The organism is Streptomyces sp. NPDC043726 (genome assembly GCF_056436565.1).
On sequence record NZ_JBWKCI010000016.1, the window covers coordinates 21338 to 40070 of the forward strand.

The 18733-nt window shown below is 71.4% G+C and carries 19 protein-coding genes; 13 read left to right on the top strand and 6 right to left on the bottom strand.

Annotation, left to right across the window (positions count from 1 at the left end):
- Positions 1 to 161 precede the first annotated feature (161 nt).
- The 4 genes from AC068Z_RS35735 to AC068Z_RS35750 form a co-directional block, all read right to left on the bottom strand.
- The gene (locus tag AC068Z_RS35735) at positions 162 to 1244 is read right to left on the bottom strand and encodes an acyl-CoA dehydrogenase family protein (RefSeq protein WP_478565532.1); all 1083 of its coding nucleotides are present in this window, start codon (positions 1242 to 1244) and stop codon (positions 162 to 164) included.
- On the bottom strand, positions 1241 to 2422 hold the full coding sequence (locus tag AC068Z_RS35740; protein WP_478565535.1) for an acyl-CoA dehydrogenase family protein: 1182 nt from the start codon (positions 2420 to 2422) through the stop codon (positions 1241 to 1243). Before AC068Z_RS35740 ends, AC068Z_RS35735 begins: the two co-directional genes overlap by 4 nt.
- Positions 2419 to 3384, bottom strand: a complete 966-nt coding sequence (locus AC068Z_RS35745) for an NADPH:quinone oxidoreductase family protein (RefSeq protein WP_478565538.1) — start codon at positions 3382 to 3384, stop codon at positions 2419 to 2421. The genes AC068Z_RS35740 and AC068Z_RS35745 overlap by 4 nt, the downstream gene beginning before the upstream one ends.
- Positions 3385 to 3471: 87 nt before the next feature.
- Entirely contained in the window at positions 3472 to 4047 is a 576-nt protein-coding gene (locus tag AC068Z_RS35750; RefSeq protein WP_478565541.1) for a helix-turn-helix domain-containing protein, read from the bottom strand.
- Positions 4048 to 4111: 64 nt separating this feature from the next.
- Here AC068Z_RS35750 and AC068Z_RS35755 point away from each other — a divergent pair, with 64 nt between their 5' ends.
- The 8 genes from AC068Z_RS35755 (at position 4112) to AC068Z_RS35790 (ending at position 11701) form a co-directional block, all read left to right on the top strand.
- Positions 4112 to 5035 carry an NAD(P)/FAD-dependent oxidoreductase gene (locus AC068Z_RS35755; RefSeq protein WP_478565543.1) on the top strand — a complete coding sequence of 308 codons (924 nt, stop codon included), beginning with the start codon at positions 4112 to 4114 and terminating at the stop codon, positions 5033 to 5035.
- Positions 5036 to 5065: 30 nt separating this feature from the next.
- Positions 5066 to 6604, top strand: a complete 1539-nt coding sequence (locus tag AC068Z_RS35760; protein WP_478565546.1) for an ATP-dependent DNA ligase — start codon at positions 5066 to 5068, stop codon at positions 6602 to 6604.
- Positions 6601 to 7062 (top strand): NUDIX hydrolase, encoded by a 462-nt coding sequence (locus AC068Z_RS35765; protein ID WP_478565549.1) that lies wholly within the window; start codon positions 6601 to 6603, stop codon positions 7060 to 7062. The genes AC068Z_RS35760 and AC068Z_RS35765 overlap by 4 nt, the downstream gene beginning before the upstream one ends.
- Positions 7063 to 7133: 71 nt before the next feature.
- Entirely contained in the window at positions 7134 to 8528 is a 1395-nt protein-coding gene (locus tag AC068Z_RS35770; RefSeq protein WP_478565552.1) for an NADP-dependent succinic semialdehyde dehydrogenase, read from the top strand.
- A gap of 26 nt (positions 8529 to 8554) precedes the next feature.
- Complete coding sequence (locus AC068Z_RS35775; RefSeq protein WP_250074178.1) at positions 8555 to 8788, top strand: DUF6213 family protein; 234 nt, start codon at positions 8555 to 8557, stop codon at positions 8786 to 8788.
- A gap of 84 nt (positions 8789 to 8872) precedes the next feature.
- Positions 8873 to 9961, top strand: a complete 1089-nt coding sequence (locus AC068Z_RS35780) for a type III polyketide synthase (protein ID WP_478565942.1) — start codon at positions 8873 to 8875, stop codon at positions 9959 to 9961.
- A complete protein-coding gene (locus tag AC068Z_RS35785) occupies positions 9958 to 11172 on the top strand; it encodes a cytochrome P450 (protein WP_478565557.1) in 1215 nt (404 codons plus the stop codon). Before AC068Z_RS35780 ends, AC068Z_RS35785 begins: the two co-directional genes overlap by 4 nt.
- A 7-nt stretch (positions 11173 to 11179) precedes the next feature.
- Complete coding sequence (locus AC068Z_RS35790) at positions 11180 to 11701, top strand: cupin domain-containing protein (RefSeq protein WP_478565560.1); 522 nt, start codon at positions 11180 to 11182, stop codon at positions 11699 to 11701.
- Here AC068Z_RS35790 and AC068Z_RS35795 read toward each other — a convergent pair.
- Positions 11698 to 12924, bottom strand: coding sequence for an acyl-CoA dehydrogenase family protein (locus AC068Z_RS35795; RefSeq protein WP_478565563.1), 1227 nt, complete (start codon positions 12922 to 12924; stop codon positions 11698 to 11700). The genes AC068Z_RS35790 and AC068Z_RS35795 overlap by 4 nt on opposite strands.
- 172 nt (positions 12925 to 13096) lie before the next feature.
- Here AC068Z_RS35795 and AC068Z_RS35800 point away from each other — a divergent pair, with 172 nt between their 5' ends.
- Positions 13097 to 13741, top strand: a complete 645-nt coding sequence (locus AC068Z_RS35800) for a TetR/AcrR family transcriptional regulator (RefSeq protein WP_478565566.1) — start codon at positions 13097 to 13099, stop codon at positions 13739 to 13741.
- A gap of 44 nt (positions 13742 to 13785) precedes the next feature.
- Here the strand turns inward: AC068Z_RS35800 and def are convergent, their stop codons facing one another.
- Positions 13786 to 14340, bottom strand: coding sequence for a peptide deformylase (def, locus tag AC068Z_RS35805; RefSeq protein ID WP_478565569.1), 555 nt, complete (start codon positions 14338 to 14340; stop codon positions 13786 to 13788).
- Positions 14341 to 14436: 96 nt separating this feature from the next.
- On the opposite strand from def, the gene AC068Z_RS35810 reads away from it, so the two are divergent.
- From AC068Z_RS35810 to AC068Z_RS35825, 4 genes are all read left to right on the top strand, one after another.
- Positions 14437 to 15675 (top strand): MurT ligase domain-containing protein, encoded by a 1239-nt coding sequence (locus tag AC068Z_RS35810; RefSeq protein ID WP_478565572.1) that lies wholly within the window; start codon positions 14437 to 14439, stop codon positions 15673 to 15675.
- A gap of 18 nt (positions 15676 to 15693) precedes the next feature.
- Complete coding sequence (locus tag AC068Z_RS35815) at positions 15694 to 16422, top strand: type 1 glutamine amidotransferase (RefSeq protein ID WP_451729700.1); 729 nt, start codon at positions 15694 to 15696, stop codon at positions 16420 to 16422.
- Between the two features lie 214 nt (positions 16423 to 16636).
- Positions 16637 to 17662, top strand: coding sequence for a 6-phosphofructokinase (locus AC068Z_RS35820; RefSeq protein ID WP_478565577.1), 1026 nt, complete (start codon positions 16637 to 16639; stop codon positions 17660 to 17662).
- A gap of 104 nt (positions 17663 to 17766) precedes the next feature.
- Positions 17767 to 18717, top strand: a complete 951-nt coding sequence (locus AC068Z_RS35825) for a cytochrome c oxidase assembly protein (protein WP_478565580.1) — start codon at positions 17767 to 17769, stop codon at positions 18715 to 18717.
- Positions 18718 to 18733 lie beyond the last annotated feature (16 nt).

Sequence of the window (18733 nt, forward strand, 5' to 3'; positions counted from 1 at the left end):
GATCCGAACCACAGGGAGTATGAAGCGGTCAGGCCCTGAACGAACCTGTACATGCCAGGAGTTGGCCGGACTGCCGCCGCCCGTTCACTCCGTCCGCCCGGCGGCACGGGAAAGCCCGCCCCAGGCGGGGCGGGCTTTCCCGGGTGAACTCCGGTGTGACGTCAGGGGGCCTGGAGGTCGACCAGTTCGGCCAACGCGGCCCGGTGCGCGCCCGCGGTGCCGTAGGCGATCGAGTCCGCCTTGGCCCGCTTCAGGTACAGATGCACCGGGTGCTCCCAGGTCATTCCGATTCCGCCGTGCAGTTGCAGCGCCTCCTCGGCGGCGCGGACCGCGACGGGCGCCGCGTACGCCTGGGCGACGGCGACCGCCACGTCGGGGTCCTCGTCGCGCGCGAGGGCGTCGGCCGCGTTACGGGCGGCGGCACGCAGGTTGACGACCTCCAGCCACGACTGGGCGAGCCGGTGCTTGAGCGCCTGGAAGCCACCGACGGGCCGGTTGAACTGCTTGCGCTCCTTCAGGTAGCGCACGGTCTCGGTCAACGTCCAGTCGGCGAGCCCGAGTTGCTCGGCGGCGAGCAGCCCGGCACCGGCGCGCAGGGCACGCCGTACGGCGGGTTCGGCGTCGCCGAGCAGGCGCCCGGACGCTCCGTCCAGGGTCACCGTCGCCACCGGCCGGGTCAGGTCCAGGGACGCCTGTGGGGTGATCGTGGCGGCGGAGGCGTCGACGGCGTACAGCCCGCCGTCGTCGGCGGGCACGAGCAGCACATCGGCGACGGCGGCGTCCGCGACGGCGGTCAACTCGCCGTGCAGGGCGCCCTCTTCATGTCGTACGGCCTTGTAGGCGCCGCCCGGAGCGACGCTCAGGGCGACGGCGAGAGCACCGATGCGGCGGCCGGACGCCAGGTCGGCCAGCAGGTCGGAGGCGTCGCAGGCCAGCAGGGCCTCGGTGGCGACGACGGCACTGGTGAGGTACGGCACCGGGGCGACCGCGCGGCCCAGCTCCTCCAGGACGACGGCGGCCTCGCGGTGCGAGGCGCCCTGGCCGCCGTGCTCCTCGGGGACCAGGAGGCCCGCGAGGCCCATGCCGTCGGCGAGCGCCTTCCAGGCCTCCAGGTCGTGCGGGGCGTCCGACTCGGTGCGGGCGATGACGCCGGGCGCGTCGCAGTGGTCGGCGAGCAGGTCCCGGACGGCGGACCGCAGCGCCTCTTCCTCCTCGGAGTAGAGAAGATCCGGCTGTGCGCTCATCGGGACAGGTCCTTCCATGCGACGTCCTTGTCGGTGCGCGGCTCGGCGGGCAGGCCGAGGACGCGCTCGGCGACGATGTTCAGCAGGACCTCGCTGGTCCCGCCCTCGATGCTGTTGCCCTTGGAGCGGAGGTAGCGGTAGCCGGCCTCGCGGCCGGTGAAGTCCACGTGTTCCGGGCGGCGCATGGTCCAGTCGTCGTACAACAGGCCCTCCTCGCCGAGGAGTTCGACTTCCAGGCCGCTGATCTCCTGGTTGAGGCGGGCGAAGCCGAGCTTCATGCCGGCGCCCTCGGGTCCGGGCTGGCCCGCGACGAGCTGCTGGCGCAGCCGTTCTCCGGTGAGCCGGGCGACCTCGGCGTCCGTCCACAGCTTCAGCAGCCGCTGGTGGAGTTCGTGGGTGCGGAGTTCGGGGCGTTCGCGCCAGGCCTTCGAGACCGGGCCGATCATGCCGCCCTCGCGGGGCAGCCGCATGCCGCCGATGGCGACGCGTTCGTTGTTCAGCGTGGTCTGCGCGACCTTCCAGCCGTCGCCGACCGCGCCGAGGCGGTGGGCGTCGGGGATGCGGACGCCGGTGAGGAAGACCTCGTTGAACTCGGCCTCGCCGGTGATCTGGCGCAGTGGCCGCACCTCGACGCCGGGGTCGGTCATGTCGCAGAGGAAGTAGGTGATGCCCGCGTGCTTGGGCACGTCCGGGTCGGTCCGCGCGATGAGGATGGCCCAGCGGGCGAGATGGGCGCTGGACGTCCACACCTTCTGCCCGTTGACGACCCAGTCGTCGCCCTCCCGTACCGCCCGGGTGCCGAGGGCGGCGAGGTCGGAGCCGGCGCCGGGCTCGCTGAAGAGCTGGCACCACACCTCCTCGCCGGTCCACAGCGGCCGCAGGAAGCGGCGCTTCTGCTCCTCGGTGCCGTAGTGGAGGATCGTCGGGGCGGCCATGCCGAGGCCGATGCCGATCCGCCGGGGGTCGTTGTCGGGGGCGCCGGCGGCCTCCAGCTCGGCGTCCACGACGGCCTGGAGCGAGCGGGGGGCACCGAGGCCGCCGAGGCCCTCGGGGTAGTGCACCCAGGCCAGTCCGGCGTCGAAGCGGGCCCGCAGGAAGTCCTGCCGTTCGGTGGCGGCGGGCGGGTGCGCGGCCAGGAACTCCTGGGTGAGGCGGCGCAGTTCGGCGGCGTCGGTCATGCTGCTCCCTCCGTAAGGACCGCGATCCGGCCGGTGGTGACCCCGTCCCCGACGCGCTGCACGGCCGCCGCGGCCTCGGCGAGCGGGACGCGCTCGCTGATCAGCGGCTTGATCGCGCCGCGCGCCGCCAGCTCGGTGAGCTGCTCGTGGCAGTGCTGGACCAGCTTGGGGTTCTTGGTGTTGTACAGGCCCCAGTGCAGGCCGAGGATCGAGTAGTTCTTGACCAGCGCGTGGTTGAGGCCCGGGCTGGGGATCGAGCCGCTGGCGAAGCCGACGACCACGATCCGGCCCTCGAAGGCGACGACCTTGGTGGACTGGGTGTAGGCGTCCCCGCCGACGGGGTCGTAGATCACATCGGCGCCCCGGCCGCCGGTGGCCTCCTTCACGGCGGCGACGACGTCCTCGCTCCGCCGGTCGATCACCACGTCACAGCCCAGCTCCCGGGCGACGGCGGCCTTCTCGGCGCCGCCCACGACACCGATGACGGTGGCGCCGGCGGCCTTGCCGAGCTGGACGGCGGCGCTGCCGACCCCGCCCGCGGCGGCGTGCACGAGGAGGGTCTCCCCGGCCTCGAGCCCGGCCCGGCGGTGCAGTCCGAACCAGCCCGTCTGGTAGCCGATGTGCAGGGCGGCGGCCTCGGCGTCGTCCAGCGAGTCGGGCGCGGGCAGCAGGGCCGCGGCGTCGGCGACGGCGTACTCGGCGAAACCGCCGTGGGGCAGTGCGGGGTTGGCGAGGACGCGGCGGCCGTCCTCGGTCTCGCCGCAGATCTCCACGCCCGGGGTGAACGGCAGCGGGGGCCGGACCTGGTAGTGGCCCCGGCACATCAGCACGTCCGGGAAGTTGATGTTGGCGGCGCGCACCTTCAGCAGGACCTGGCCGTCACCGGGGGTGGGCCGCTCGACGTCCGCGAGCCGCATCACCTCACTCGGCTCGCCGTTCTCGTGCACTTGCCATGCCTGCATGCGGTGCCTCCACGGGACTGCTTCGTCTGACCGGGGTCGGTTCGCATACTAAGCGGTCGCTTGCCGATCAGGGAACAGTCACGCGGGTCACGCCTTCCTGGGCCGCGCCCGGACGTGCATCCGCTCGCCCTGCGGTCCGAACAGGCTCAGGAACTCCACGGGCCCCTCCCCCGTCGACCCGAACCAGTGCGGCACCCGGGTGTCGAACTCCGCCGCCTCCCCCGCCGTGAGCACCACGTCGTGCTCGCCGAGCACCAGACGCAGCCTGCCGGAGAGGACGTACAGCCACTCGTAGCCCTCGTGGGTGCGCGGCTCGGGCTCCAGACGGCGCTGCGGTTCGAGCACCTTGAAGGCCTGGAGGCCGCCGGGCTGGCGGGTGAGGGGCCAGTGGGTACGGCCGTAGCGCTCGATCGGCTTCACCCCGCGCACCCGGGGATCGCCGACGGCGGGGGCGCCGACGAGTTCGTCGAGCGGCACCTGATGGGCCTGCGCGATCGGCAGCAGCAGCTCCAGGCTGGGCTTGCGCAGCCCGGACTCCAGCCGGGAGAGCGTGCTCACCGAGATCCCGGTGGCCTCGGACAGCGCGGCGAGGGTGACCTCCCGCTCCTTGCGCATCTGCTTCAGCCTGGGGCCGACGCCCGCGAGAACTTCCTCGGTACTCATGTCGGTATTGCAGAATCGGCAAAGACGTTTGTCAATCCCGCGTCGGCGGAGCGACCGTGGCGGCATGACCGATACCTACGAAGTGATCGTGATCGGCGGTGGCGCGGCGGGCCTGTCCGCGGCCCTGGTGCTGGGCCGCGCCCGGCGCCGCACCCTGGTGGTCGACGCGGGCGAGCCCCGCAACGCGCCCTCCGCCCATATGCAGGGCTACCTGTCCCGGGACGGGATGTCGCCGGCCGAGTTCCTGGCGATCGGGCGCGAGGAGATCGCCCGCTACGGCGTGGAGCTGGTCCGGGACCGGGCGGTGGACGTCGCCGAGGGCTTCACCGTGACGCTGGAGAGCGGGCGTACCGTCCGTGCCCGCCGCCTGGTGATCGCCACCGGCCTCAAGGACGAGCTGCCGGACGTGCCCGGGCTCGCCGAGCGGTTCGGGCGGGACGCGCTGCACTGTCCGTACTGCCATGGCTGGGAGGTGCGCGACCGGGCCTTCGGCGTCCTCGCGACGAGCCCGCTGAGCGTGCACCAGGCGCTGATGGTCTCGCAGTGGTCGAAGGACGTGACGCTGTTCCTGCAGGAGGTCGACGAGAGCGAGCTGTCCGCCGACGATGTGCGGAGGCTGGCCGCGGCGGGGGTGAACGTGGTGCCGGGACCGGTCGCCGAGGTACTGGTCGAGGAGGACCGGCTCACCGGGGTCCGCCTCTCGGACGGCTCCACCCATGCCCGTGAAATCCTGTTCGTCGCGCCCCGCGCCGTGCCGCGGACCGATCTGCTCCAGCGGCTCGGCGCGGAGCTGACCGAGACCCCCTTCGGCTCGTACCCGGTGGTCGATCCCACCGGGCTCACCTCCGTTCCCGGCGTGTGGGCGGCCGGCAACGCGATGGGCTTCGCCGAGCAGGTCGTCAACGCGGCGGCCGGTGGCTACCGGGCCGGGGCCACGATCAACGGGGAACTGCTCATGACGGACCTGGACACCGCCGCCCAGGTGTAGACCGGCCACCCCGGGTGCACCATGGTCAGCATGCTGTTGAGCCGACTGGCCCAAGTGTCCCAAGAGGTCGCCGCCACCTCGGCCCGGTCCCGGAAGGTCGCTCTGCTCGCGGAGCTGTTCCGGGACGCCGAGGCCGCGGACGTGCCGATCGTCATCCCGTATCTCGCGGGACGGTTGCCGCAGGGGCGGCTCGGGGTCGGCTGGAAGGTGCTCGGCCGACCCGTCGCCCCGGCCGCCGAGGCGACCCTGACCGTGGCCGGGGTCGACGCCCTGCTCACCGGTCTCGGCAAGGTGTCGGGCGCTGGTTCGCAGGCCGAACGGGCGCGGCTCGTCGGCGAGTTGATGGGCGCGGCCACCGCCGACGAGCAGCGGTTCCTGCTCGGGCTGATCACCGGCGAGGTCCGGCAGGGCGCCCTGGACGCGGTGGCCGTGGAGGGCCTGGCACAGGCGGTCGGTGCGGCCCCGGCGGACGTACGGCGGGCCGTGATGCTCGCGGGCTCGCTGCAGACGGTGGCCGCGGCCCTGCTCACCGAGGGCCCCGCCGCGCTCGGCCGCTTCCGGCTCACCGTCGGCCGCCCGGTCCTGCCGATGCTGGCGCACAGCGCGTCCTCGGTGTCCGAGGCGGTCGAGAAGCTCGGCGCGTGCGCGGTGGAGGAGAAACTGGACGGCATCCGCGTCCAGCTGCACCGGGACGGCGACACGGTACGGGTCTACACCCGCACCCTCGACGACATCACCGACCGGCTGCCCGAACTGACCTCCGCCGCGATGGAGTTGAGAGGCGAGCGGTTCATCCTGGACGGCGAGGTCATCGCCTTCGACGCGGACGGCCGGCCCCGCTCCTTCCAGGAGACCGCCGGACGCGTCGGCTCACGGGTGGACGTGGCGACGGCGGCGCGCGCGGTGCCGGTCTCCCCCGTCTTCTTCGACGCGCTCTCCGTCGACGGCCACGACCTGCTCGACCTGCCCTTCACCGACCGCCACGCGGAACTGACCCGGCTGGTCCCGGAGCCGATGCGGGTCCGGCGCACCCTCGCCGACGGCCCCGGGGACAGTGGGCGGGCCGAGGCCTTCCTCGCCGAGACCCTGGAGCGCGGCCACGAGGGCGTCGTCGTGAAGTCCCTGGACGCCCCTTACAGCGCGGGCCGGCGCGGCGCGTCCTGGCTGAAGGTCAAGCCGGTGCACACCCTCGACCTGGTCGTCCTCGCCGCCGAGTGGGGCCACGGCCGGCGCACCGGCAAGCTCTCCAACCTCCACCTCGGCGCCCGCACCGCCGACGGCTCGTTCGCCATGCTCGGCAAGACCTTCAAAGGCATGACCGACGCGATGCTCACCTGGCAGACTCGGCGCCTGAAGGAGCTGGCGGTCGAGGAGAGCGGCTACGTCGTCACCGTACGGCCCGAACTCGTCGTCGAGATCGCCTACGACGGCCTGCAGAAGTCCACCCGCTACCCGGCCGGCGTCACCCTGCGCTTCGCCCGGGTGGTCCGCTACCGGGAGGACAAGCGCCCCGAGGAGGCGGACACCGTGGAGACCCTGCTCGCGGCCCACCCCGAGGTGCGGCCGTGAAGTACAGCGCGGGCCTGCTGCTGTACCGCCGCACCGAGGACGGACTGGAAGTGCTCCTCGGCCACATGGGCGGCCCCTTCTGGGCCACGCGGGACGCTGGGGCGTGGGGCGTGCCGAAGGGCGAGTACGAGCCGGAGACGGAGACCGCCTGGGACGCGGCCCGGCGGGAGTTCCAGGAGGAGCTGGGCCTGGCGCCGCCGGACGGGGACGCCGTACCGCTCGGTGAGGTGCGTCAGTCGAACGGCAAGCTGGTCACGGTGTGGGCGGTCGAGGCCGACCTCGACCCGGCGACCGTCGTGCCGGGCACCTTCCGGATGGAGTGGCCCCCGAAATCCGGGCTGACCGGGGAATTCCCCGAGCTGGACCGGGTGGCGTGGTTCTCCCTGGACAGCGCCCGCGCGGTGATCGTCAAGGCCCAGGGGGCGTTTCTCGACCGGCTCGCGGAGCACTCGGGCTGAACCGCCGCGTTGCGGCCACCGGCGACGCGCGGGAAGGTCGAAGCACATCAGCACATCCCGGGAGGTCGGTCATGCCCATCGCAACGGTGAACCCGGCGAACGGCGAGACACTCAAGACGTACGAGGCCATGGGCGCCGAGGAGATCGAGCGCCGCCTCCAGCTCGCCGAAGCCACGTTCCGCACGTACCGGACGACGCCGTTCGCCGAACGCGCCCGGCTGCTGAACCGGGCCGCGGACCTCCTGGACGAGGACGCGGGGGACATCGCCCGGGTGATGACCACCGAGATGGGCAAGCCCGTCGCGCAGGCCCGCGCCGAGGCCGGCAAGTGCGCCAAGGCCATGCGCTGGTACGCCGCCCACGCCGAGGAACTCCTCGCCGACGAGGAGCCCGCCGAGGCCGACGTAAGGGACTCCGGGGCCTCCCGGGTCCGGGTGCGCTACCGGCCGCTCGGCCCGGTGCTCGCGGTGATGCCGTGGAACTTCCCGCTCTGGCAGGTGGTGCGGTTCGCCGCGCCCGCGCTGATGGCGGGCAACGTCGGCCTGCTCAAGCACGCCTCCAACGTGCCCCAGACCGCCCTGTACCTGGAGGACCTGTTCCACCGGGCGGGCTTCACGGAGGGCGTGTTCCAGACGCTGCTGATCGGCTCCGGGCAGGTGGAGGAGGTGCTGCGCGACGAGCGCGTCAAGGCGGCCACCCTCACCGGCAGCGAGCCCGCGGGCCGCGCGGTCGCCTCGGTCGCCGGGGACATGGTGAAGAAGACGGTGCTGGAGCTGGGCGGCAGCGACCCCTTCGTCGTCATGCCCTCCGCCGACGTCGGCCGGGCCGCCGAGGTGGCGGTGACCGCGCGCGTGCAGAACAACGGGCAGTCGTGCATCGCCGCCAAGCGGTTCATCGTGCACACCGACGTCTACGACGCCTTCGCCGAGCGCTTCGTGGCGGGCATGAAGGCGCTGAAGGTCGGCGACCCGATGGCGGAGGAGACCCAGGTCGGGCCGCTGGCGACCGAGCAGGGGCGGACCGACCTGGAGGAGCTGGTCGACGACGCCACCCGGAGCGGCGCCGAGGCCCTGTGCGGCGGCCACCGGCTGCGCCGTCCCGAGCTGCCCGGCTGGTACTACCCGCCGACGGTGCTGGCCGGCGTCACCCGGGAGATGCGGATCCACCGCGAGGAGGCCTTCGGCCCGGTCGCCACGCTGTACCGGGCGGGTGACCTGGACGAGGCGGTCCTCATCGCCAACGACTCGCCGTTCGGGCTGAGTTCCAACGTGTGGACGCGCGACGAGGCCGAGGTCGACCGCTTCGTCCGGGATCTGGAGGCCGGCGGCGTGTTCGTCAACGGCATGACCGCCTCCCACCCGGCGTTCCCGTTCGGCGGGGCCAAGCGCTCGGGGTACGGCCGTGAGCTGTCCGGGCACGGAATCCGCGAGTTCTGCAACATCACCACCGTTTGGCAGGGTGCGTAGGCGCTGCGCGGCTACGATCCCGTTTTGTGAACCGCGAAGTGACTCTGCCTCTGATCGTCGATGACCGCGGGACCTTGCAGGTGGCCGCCGCCGATGTGAGCAAGCTGTTGCGGACCGTGGGCGGGCGGTGGCTGCATCTTGTGGAGGCCGGGGAGGACCTTGATGAGGACACGGTGGCGGCGCTGACGATCGAGCTGGCGAAGCTGGCGGATCGTATCGATGTCGCGTGTATCGCGCACAGCAGTGGCAGCGCGCCGTAGGGGCGCAGGGACAGTCGTCCCGCGTTCGGACTAGCTCCGCGCGAAGTCGCCGCCGCCTCGGGTGAAGGTGGACTGGACCACCCTCTGAGGCGAAGGCAGGCACGGTTCATGGCGACGTTGTGCAGACCCTCGGTGTCCGTTCCAGAGCATGTGATCACGATGGAGGAGACGCTCGAGCTGGCGCGCTCCCGCCACGCCGATCATCCCCAACTGCCTCTGGCGCTTCGGCTGATCGAGAACACGGGCGTGCGGACCCGGCACATCGTGCAGCCCATCGAGGAGACGCTGAAGCACCCGGGGTTCGAGGAACGCAACAAGGTCTACGTGGCGGAGGCGAAGGCCCGGGTGCCCGCCGTCGTCCAGCGGGCGCTCGACGACGCCGAGCTCCTCACCAGCGACATCGACGTGATCATCTACGTGTCGTGCACGGGCTTCATGATGCCCTCGCTCACGGCCTGGCTGATCAACGAACTGGACTTCGAGCCCACCACGCGGCAGATACCCATCGCTCAGCTGGGCTGCGCGGCCGGCGGCGCGGCGATCAACCGGGCGCACGACTTCTGCACGGCCTACCCGGAGGCCAACGCGCTCATCGTGGCCTGCGAGTTCTGCTCGCTGTGCTACCAGCCCACCGACATCGGTGTCGGCTCGCTCCTCTCCAACGGCCTCTTCGGCGACGGCATCGCGGCCGCCGTGATGCGCGGCCGGGGCGGCGAGGGCATCCGACTGGAGCGCAACGGCTCGTACCTGATCCCCAAGACCGAAGAGTGGATCATGTACGACGTCCGGGCCACCGGCTTCCACTTCCTGCTGGACAAGCGGGTGCCGGCCACCATGGAGCCGCTCGCCCCGGCGCTCCAGGACCTCGCGGGGCTGCACGGCTGGGACGCCGCCGACCTGGACTTCTACATCGTCCACGCCGGAGGTCCCCGCATTCTCGACGACCTGAGCAAGTTCCTCCAGGTCGACCCGCACGCCTTCCGCTTCAGCCGGGCCACGCTCACCGAGTACGGCAACATCGCCAGCGCCGTCGTACTCGACGCGCTGCGCCGGCTGTTCGACGAGGGCGGCGCCCCGGAGCGGGCGCGCGGGCTGCTCGCCGGGTTCGGTCCCGGCATCACCGCCGAGATGGCACTCGGCCGCTGGCACCGCATGGACGAAGAGGCGGAATGACCGAGAAGACCCTCACCGAGATCCTCCCCCCGATCCGGCACTGGCCGGCCCTCGATCTGACCGGCGTCGACTTCGACCCGGTGCTGAGCGAGCTGATGCGGGAGGGCCCGATCACCCGCATCCAGCTGCCCAACGGCGAGGGCTGGGCCTGGCTGGTCACCCGGTACGAGGACGTACGCATGGTGACCAACGACCCCCGGTTCAGCCGCGAGGCCGTCATGGACCGGCCGGTCACCCGGCTCGCCCCGCACTTCATCCCGGCCCGCGGCGCGGTCGGCTTCCTCGACCCGCCGGACCACACCCGGCTGCGCCGCTCGGTGGCCGCCGCGTTCACGGCCAAGGGCGTGGAGCGCATCCGGGAGAAGTCCCGCCGGATGCTGGACGAGCTGGTCGACGAGCTGCTCCAGGACGGGCCGCCCGCCGACCTCACCGCGACGGTTCTCACCCCGTTCCCCATCGCGGTGATCTGCGAGCTGATGGGCGTGCCCTCCGCGGACCACCACGTCATGCACACCTGGACCCAGCTGATCCTGTCCTCGGCGCACGGCGCCGACGTCAGCGAGAAGGCCAAGAACGAGATGGGCGCCTACTTCGCCGATCTCATCGGGCTCCGGGACGGCAGCGGCGCCGAGGACGTCACCTCGCTGCTCGGTGCCGCCGTGGGCCGGGAAGAGGTGACGCTGGAGGAGGCCGTGGGGCTCGCGGTGCTGCTCCAGATCGGCGGCGAGGCGGTCACCAACAACAGCGGGCAGCTCTTCTACATCCTGCTGACCCGCCCGGACCTGGCCAATCGGCTGCGCGCCGAGCCGGAGATCCGCCCCCAGGCCATCGACGAACTGATCCGCTACATCCCGCACCGCAACGCGGTCGGGCTCTCCCGGATCGCCACCGAGGACGTGGGCATCCAGGGCGTACGGATCCGGGCCGGGGACGCGATCTACGTGTCGTACCTGGCCGCCAACCGGGATCCGGGCGTCTTCCCGTTCCCGGAGACCATCGACTTCTCGCGCAGCCCGAACCCGCATCTGTCCTTCGGTTTCGGACCGCACTACTGCCCCGGCGGCATGCTCGCCCGCATGGAGTCACAGCTCCTGGTGGACGCGCTCATGGACCGGCTGCCGGGGCTGAGACTGGCCGTTTCGCCGGAGAAGGTGCCCTTCAAGAAGGGCGCGCTGATCCGCGGGCCCGAGGCCCTGCCCGTCACGTGGTGAGCGGTCGATGACGGCGACGGAAGGCCTTCTGGTCCCGCCGGGTCACGGCCGGGTCGTCCAGACCCCGGCCCAGCACGTGACCTTCAAGGTCACGGGCTCCCACTCCCGCATGGCGTCCACGTTCGAGGTGATCGTCCCCCCGGGCTTCGACGTGGGCGCCCATGTGCACACCCGCAGCGAGGAGTTGTTCTACGTCCTGGAGGGCGAACTGGACGTCCTCGCCTTCGAGCCCCGGGTCCGGACCCCCGACAACTGGCAGCGCTGGGAGTCCGGTTCGGGCAACCGGGTGGTACGCGCGACACCGGGCACGGTGATCGTCGTACCGCCCGGCTGTCCGCACGCCTTCGCCAACCCGACGGACGAGCCCGCGAAGATGTTCTTCCAGGCGAGCCCGCCGCCGGACCACGAGCGGTACTTCGAGGAGTTACTGGAGATCCTGGGCAACGGGGGCCCGCCGGACCATGCGGCGATCGAGGAGTTGCGAAGCCGCTACGACATCGAGCAGCTGACTCCGTTGAGACACCGCTAGCGGATGGGCATCCCCGAGAGGGTCCGGGCGATCACCAGTCGCTGGATCTCGCTCGTGCCCTCGAAGATGGTGTAGATCGCGGCGTCCCGGTGCATCCGCTCCACCGGATACTCCCGCGTGTAGCCGTTGCCGCCGAGGATCTGGATCGCCTGGGCGGTGACCTTCTTGGCGGTCTCGCTGGCGAACAGCTTGGACATCGAGCCCTCGGCCGCCGTGAACGGCTTGCCGTTGACCGCCATCCAGGACGCCCGCCACACCAGCAGCCGCGCCGCGTCGATGGACGTACGCATGTCGGCGAGCTGGAAGGCGACACCCTGGTTGTCGATGATCGGGCGGCCGAACTGCTCCCGCGTCGTGGCGTAGTCCAGCGCCACCTCGTACGCGGCCCGGGCCGTGCCGACGGCCATCGCGCCCACGGCCGGCCGGGACGCCTCGAACGTGGCCATCGCCGCGTTCTTCACCCGCTCGCCACCGGCCTTCGCCCGCTCGCGGGCCCGCGCCAGGCGCTCGTCCAGCTTCTCCTTGCCGCCGAGGAGGCAGGAGCCGGGAACGCGGACGTTCTCCAGCACGACCTCGGCGGTGTGCGAGGCGCGGATGCCGTGCTTCTTGAACTTCTGGCCCTGGGAGAGACCCGGCGTGTTCGGCGGGATGATGAAGGACGCGTGGCCCTTGGAACCCAGCTCGGCATCGACGACCGCGACGACGACGTGGACGTTGGCGATGCCGCCGTTGGTCGCCCAGGTCTTCGTGCCGTTGAGCACCCACTCGTCCTTGGCCTCGTCGTACACGGCACGCGTCCGCATCGACGCCACGTCGGACCCGGCGTCCGGCTCGGAGGAGCAGAACGCGGCGACCTTGACATCGTTGGCGTCGCCGTACATCTGGGGGATCCAGGTGCCGATCTGCTCCTCGGTGCCGTTGGCGAGGACGCCGACGGCGGCGAGGCCGGTGCCGACGATGGACAGCGCGATGCCCGCGTCGCCCCAGAACAGCTCCTCCATGGCCATCGGGATGCCGAGGCCCGTGGGGTCGAAGTACTGCTGGGCGTAGAAGTCGAGGGAGTAGATGCCGACCTTCGCGGCCTCCTGGATGACCGGCCAGGGAGTCTCCTCACGCTCGTCCCATTCGGCGGCCGCGGGGCGGATGACGTCGGCGGCGAAGCCGTGCAGCCAGTCCCGGACCTCCTTCTGTTCGTCGTTGAGCTCCATGGTGAACTCGGCCATGACTCCTCCAGCGGCGGCGCACGTGCATGTTACTTGCGGTAACCGAAGTCTGTTACCGGTGGGTAGGAAAAGTCAACTCCCGAGGACCGGTCGGCAGCCCGTTCGATGTCAGGACCGTGTTGAGTGTTAGTTTGCGCAGGCGTCACCGAAACAGCACGGGTGGGGAGAGCACATGGACACCACACAGCGGACCGAGCAGCAGCGGTCGGCGGATCGCCGTCGGCGCGAGCTGCTGGAGGCCGCCGACCGGGTGGTGCTGCGCGACGGCCCGCAGGCCTCGATGAACGCGATCGCGGCCGAGGCGGGCATCACGAAGCCGATCCTCTACCGGCACTTCGGCGACAAGGGCGGACTTTACGCGGCCTTGGCCAAGCGGCACACGGACGCACTCCTGGACTCGCTGCGCGCCGCGCTCGATGCGCCGGCGGAGCGACGCGAGCGGGTGGAGGCGACGCTCGACACCTACCTCGCCGCGATCGAGGCCCGGCCCCAGGTGTACCGGTTCCTGATGCACCCCGCCGAGGGCGGCCAGTCGGGGGACCAGGGCTTCGACGTCGGCAAGCACTCGGCGCCCCTGCTGCGGCGGATGGGCGAGGAGTTGGCGCAGGTCATCGAGGAGCGCCTCGACCTCGGACCCGGGAGCCAGCAGCTGGCCCGGGTGTGGGGGCACGGGATCGTCGGGATGATGCATGCGGCCGGGGACTGGTGGCTGGGTGAACGGCCTTGCTCGCGGCAGGAATTGGTGCGGAGTCTGGCGGATCTGCTGTGGGGTCGTCTTGCGGCCGCGGGAGACAAGATGGGCGGTCCGGGCTTCTGATGGCCGCGGGCCGGTGGGGGCTGGTCGCGCAGTTCCCCGCGCCCCTAGGCAACTCCACCTGGCCTGCGCCACGAAGCTCGGTTCACCTGGCGCATCAGCCTCGTGCGGCGCCAACCCGTCACGCGGTCCGCGTACACCATCCCCTCCACGTGGTCACACTCATGCTGCAAACACCGCGCGAAAAACCCCGTCCCGTGCACCGTCACCGGCTCCCCCGCCACCGTGAACCCCTCGACCACGGCATGGTCGTAACGTTCCGTCCCGGCTTCCAGACCCGGCAGGGACAGGCAGCCCTCCGGACCGCGGATCACCACACCGTCCGCCTCGACCAGCCGAGGGTTCACCACATGGCCCAGATGCCGCACGTCCTCGTCGTCCGGACAGTCGTAGACGAACACCCGCAGCGACACGCCCACTTGGTTCGCCGCGAGGCCCACGCCCTGGGCCGCGTACATCGTCGCGAACATGTCCTCGACGAGCGTCGCCAGTTCGGGGCCGAAGTCCGTGACGTCCTCGGCGGGGGCGTGCAACACCGGGTCGCCGTGCAGGGTGAGGGGCCGGACACGTCCGCGGACGCCCGGAATGGAGCCATGTCGCATGGCGGCAAGGTTAGCCCCAGGCTCTGAGGCCGATTCGGGAGTGCGAATGGATCTCGATAGGCTGACCACCTACGACGTTGGGAGGATCGAGGACTGATGGCAGGCAACTCGGACCCGCTCACTCCGCGGGCCAAGATCGCCGTGACCGCGGGCAAGGCGGTCGCGGCGGCATCGCGCGCGGCGGGGCGCGGCAGCGGATCGGTGATCGGCGGCCGGGTGGCGCTCAAGCTCGACCCCGACCTCCTCGCCCGGCTCGCGCAGAACCTGGACGTGGTCCTGGTGTCGGCGACCAATGGCAAGACCACGACCACCCGGCTCATCGCTGAGGCGCTGCGCGCCGCGGGCCCGGTCGTCTCCAACGCGCTCGGCGCCAACATGCCCGCGGGCATCACCTCCGCGCTCGCCGGTGGCTCGGAGGCCCGGTACGGCGTCATCGAGGTCGATGAGAAGTACCTCGCCGGCGTCGCCCGGGACACCGACCCGAAGTGCATCGCGCTGCTGAACCTCTCCCGCGACCAGCTCGACCGCGCCGCCGAGACCCGGATGCTCGCGGAGAACTGGCGCGAGGGCCTCGCCGGCTCCAAGGCCGTGATCGTCGCCAACGCCGACGACCCGCTGGTGGTGTGGGCCGCGTCCTCCTCCCCCAATGTGATCTGGGTCGCCGCCGGGCAGATGTGGAAGGACGACGCCTGGTCCTGCCCGTCCTGCGGTGGTGTGATGCAGCGGCCCGGCGACGACTGGTTCTGCGGTGAGTGCGGCTTCCGCCGGCCCACGCCGAGCTGGGCGCTCTCCGGTGACCACGTGCTCGACCCGCACGGCTCCGCCTGGCCCATCCACCTGCAGCTGCCGGGCCGGGCCAACAGGGCCAACGCCGCCTCCTCGGCCGCCGTCGCCGCCGTCTTCGGGGTGCCGCCGCAGGTCGCCCTGGAGCGCATGTACCAGGTGCAGGCCGTCGCCGGACGGTACGACGTCGTGCAGTTCCAGGGGCGCGACCTGCGCCTGCTGCTGGCGAAGAACCCGGCCGGCTGGCTGGAGACCTTCTCCCTGATCGACCCGCCGCCCACCCCGGTGATCCTCTCGGTGAACGCGCGCGGCGCCGACGGCACCGACACCTCCTGGCTGTGGGACGTGGACTACACGCGTCTGACCGGGCACCCGATCTGTGTCATCGGTGACCGCAAGCTGGACCTCGCGGTGCGTCTGGAGGTCGCGAACCAGCAGTTCCAGGTGTGCGAGAACCTCGACCAGGCGGTGCAGCAGTGCCCGCCGGGCCGGATCGAGGTCATCGCCAACTACACCGCGTTCCAGGATCTGCGCCGCCGCGTCGGCAACTGACGAACTCAGGGGACTTTTGTGAGCGACAACCAACTGCGGGTCGTCTGGATCTACCCGGACCTGCTGAGCACCTACGGCGACCAGGGCAACGTCCTCGTGGTGGAGCGCCGGGCCCGGCAGCGCGGCCTGGACGTGGCCCGGCTCGACGTGCGCAGCGACCAGCCGATCCCGACCTCCGGTGACATCTACCTGATCGGCGGCGGCGAGGACCGGCCGCAGCGGCTCGCGGCCGAGCGGCTGCGCCGGGACGGCGGTCTGCACCGGGCCGTGGGCAACGGCGCGATCGTGTTCTCGGTGTGCGCCGGGTACCAGATCCTGGGCCACGAGTTCATCAACGACCTCGGCCAGCGCGAGCCCGGTCTCGGTCTGCTGGACGTGGTGTCGACGCGCGGCGAGGGCGCGCGGTGCGTCGGTGACGTGCTCGCCGACATCGACCCGCGGCTCGGCCTGCCCCCGCTGACCGGCTTCGAGAACCACCAGGGCGTCACCCACCTCGGCCCGACCGCCCGCCCCCTCGCCCAGGTCCGCCTGGGCAACGGCAACGGCACGGGCGACGGCACCGAGGGCGCGTACAACGACACGGTCTTCGGTACGTACATGCACGGCCCCGTGCTCGCCCGGAACCCGCTGATCGCCGATCTGCTGCTGAAGCTGGCGCTGGACGTCAACGCGCTGCCGCCGACCGACGACCGCTGGTACGAGGCGCTGCGCAACGAGCGGATCGCGGCCGCGCAGCAGCCCGCGTGACGCACCTCCTCCAGAGGTACTGAAGCCGCCTTCCAGCGCGCCCTGCCACCGTGCTCTCCGGGCCCGCCTGACGGCCCGTCCGCTCACATGTGCGGGCGCGTCCAGCAGGCGGACGCCCGGTACGGTGTCACCCCCTCACGCCGGTAGGGTGGCCGGGATCAAGCCGGACAACGTGGTCCGGTCCCCGGCCCACGTTGAGAAGGTATTTCGGGCTATGCGCATTGGTGTCCTCACGTCCGGCGGCGACTGCCCCGGCCTGAACGCCGTCATCCGGTCCGTCGTGCACCGTGCCGTCGTCGACCACGGCGACGAGGTCATCGGTTTCCGGGACGGCTGGAAAGGCCTCCTGGAGTGCGACTACCTCAAGCTCGACCTCGACGCGGTGGGCGGCATCCTCGCCCGCGGCGGCACCATCCTCGGCTCCTCCCGGGTCCAGCCCTCGCACCTGCGGGACGGCGTGGAGCGGGCCAAGGGGCATGTGGCGGAGCTCGGGCTCGACGCGATCATCCCGATCGGCGGCGAGGGCACGCTGAAGGCGGCCCGGCTGCTGTCGGACAACGGCCTGCCGATCGTCGGCGTGCCGAAGACCATCGACAACGACATCGCCGTCACGGACGTCACGTTCGGCTTCGACACGGCCGTGGGCGTCGCGACGGAGGCCCTGGACCGGCTCAAGACGACCGCCGAATCGCATCAGCGGGTGCTGGTCGTGGAGGTCATGGGCCGGCACACCGGCTGGATCGCGCTGCACTCCGGCATGGCGGCCGGAGCGCACGCCGTGGTCGTCCCCGAGCGGCCCTTCGACATCGAGGAGTTGGCCCGCAAGGTCGGCGAGCGGTTCGAGGCGGGCAAGCGGTTCGCGATCGTCGTCGCGGCGGAGGGCGCCAAGCCCGCGCCGGGCTCCATGGAGTTCGACGAGGGCGGCAAGGACATCTACGGCCACGAGCGCTTCGCGGGCATCGCGCGCCAGCTCTCCATCGAGCTGGAGCACCGGCTCGGCAAGGAGGCGCGGCCGGTGATCCTCGGGCACGTCCAGCGAGGCGGCACGCCCACCGCGTACGACCGTGTCCTCGCGACCCGCTTCGGGTGGCACGCGGTGGAGGCCGTGCACCGCGGTGAGTTCGGCATGATGACCGCGCTGCGCGGCACCGACATCGTGATGGTGTCGCTGGCCGAGGCCGTCGAGACGCTGAAGACGGTGCCGGAGGACCGGTACGCCGAGGCGGAGTGCGTCCTGTAGTCCGGAACGGAACAACCGGCCCCCGGTCACGGTCGTGACCGGGGGCCGTTCTAATGTGGGGGCCGGACAGACTTGCACAACCCCCACGAAACAGGAGCCGCCGGATGGATCACAGCGGGCACGGCATGATGATGGATCTGCCGCCGTTCACGCTGGCGCGGGGGCTCCAGTGGTCGCCGGATCCCTTCTTCCTCGTCGCCTGTCTGGCCGGGCTCGCCCTGTACGGCTGGGGTGTGCTGCGGCTGCGCCGGCGCGGGGACTCCTGGCCGGTGGCGCGCACGGTGTCGTACGTCGTGGGTGTGCTGACCATCGCCCTGGTGATGTGCACCAAGCTGAACGACTACGGCATGGTCATGTTCAGCGTGCACATGGTGCAGCACATGATCATCAGCATGCTGTCGCCGATCCTGATCCTGCTCGGCGCCCCGGTCACCCTGGCCCTGCGGGCCCTGCCGGTGGCGGGCAAGGGCCGCAAGGGGCCACGTGAACTGCTGCTGGCGCTGCTGCACAGCCGCTACATGCGGATCATCACGCACCCGGTGTTCACCATCCCCCTGTTCATCGCGAGCCTGTACGCGCTGTACTTCACCCCGCTCTTCGACTTCCTGATGGGCTCCCAGGTCGGGCACATCGCGATGATGGTGCACTTCCTCGCGGTGGGTGTGGTGTTCTTCTGGCCGATCATCGGCGTGGACCCGGGACCGCACCGGCCCAACCACCTGATGCGGATGCTGGAGCTGTTCGCGGGCATGCCCTTCCACGCCTTCTTCGGCATCGCGCTGATGATGGCCTCCGCCCCCATGGTCAAGACGTTCGAGAACCCGCCCGCCTCACTCGGCATCGACGCGCTCGCCGACCAGAACGCCGCCGGCGGCATCGCCTGGGCGTTCAGCGAGATCCCCTCCGTACTGGTCCTGGTCGCCCTGCTCTTCCAGTGGTACGGCTCCGAGCAGCGCCAGGCCAAGCGCAAGGACCGGGCCGCCGACCGCGACGGCGACAAGGAACTCGAGGCCTACAACGCCTATCTGGCCTCACTGAACGCACGGGGAAACTGACCGGATTCTCCGTTCA